Here is a 961-nt window from a genome sequence, read left to right as displayed (position 1 = left end):
CCCCCGGTACCGCCGCTGGTGCCGCGTCCGTGCCCGCCCCGCCCGCCGGCGCCCGGCCCGCGTTCGCGCGCCCCGCCGCCATGACCCCGGCCGACGCGGTGTGGCTGCGCGACCTGGTCCGCCGCCGCTCCGCCATCGTCCTCGACGAGTCCAAGCAGTACCTGCTCGACACCCGCCTGGCGCCCGTCGTGCGGTCCGAGGGACTGGACAGCGTCGGCGACCTCGTCGCCCGCGCCCGCGCCGGGGACCGCCGGGTCGTCGACCTCGTCGTCGATGCCATGACCACCAACGAGACCTCCTGGTTCCGCGACAACGGCCCGTTCGAGGCGCTGCGCACGGTCGTGCTGCCCGCCCTGGTGCGCGAGCGCGCGGCCGAGCGGTCGATCCGCATCTGGTCGGCCGCCTGCTCCTCCGGCCAGGAGGCCTACTCCATCGCCATGATCTGCACCGAGGTCGTGCCGCCGGGCTGGACCGTCGACATCGTCGGCACCGACCTGTCGCCGGCCATGGTCCAGCGCGCGACCGCCGGGCGCTTCTCGCAGCTCGAGGTCAACCGCGGCATGCCCGCCGCCTCGCTCGTCCGCTGGTTCGAGCGCGACGGGTCGCACTGGCAGGTGTCGCCCCAGCTGCGCCGGATGACCCGGTTCCGCGAGGGCAACCTCGCCGAGCCCTTCACCGACCTCGGCCGCTTCGACGTCGTCATGCTCCGCAACGTCCTCATCTACTTCGACGGCGACACCAAGTGCGACATCCTGCGCCGCACCCGTGCCGTCACCCGCCCCGACGGCTACCTGTTCCTCGGTGCCGCCGAGACCGCGCTCGGCCTCGACGTCGGCTGGGCCCGCGAGCAGGTCGGCACCACGTCCGTCCTCCGCCTCGACGGCGCGCCGCCCGCGGCCCCGCCGGCCGGGTCCAGGACCACCACCGCCACGACCCGGCCCGCCCCTGCGGCGCGCGCCCC

1 protein-coding gene is annotated in these 961 nt (G+C 75.8%); it reads left to right on the top strand.

All coding sequences use genetic code 11. The features are described 5' to 3' along the window. Positions 1 to 29: 29 nt before the first annotated feature. Positions 30 to 961 (top strand): CheR family methyltransferase (locus tag WCS02_RS20615; protein WP_340296184.1); only part of this gene is annotated, 932 nt, incomplete at its 3' end.

The sequence above is a fragment of the Aquipuribacter hungaricus genome, from assembly GCF_037860755.1.
Taxonomy (GTDB): Bacteria; Actinomycetota; Actinomycetes; order Actinomycetales; family JBBAYJ01; genus Aquipuribacter; species Aquipuribacter hungaricus.
The sequence above is the reverse complement of the archived record's forward strand: the minus strand, read 5'-3'. Positions and strand labels throughout refer to the sequence as shown.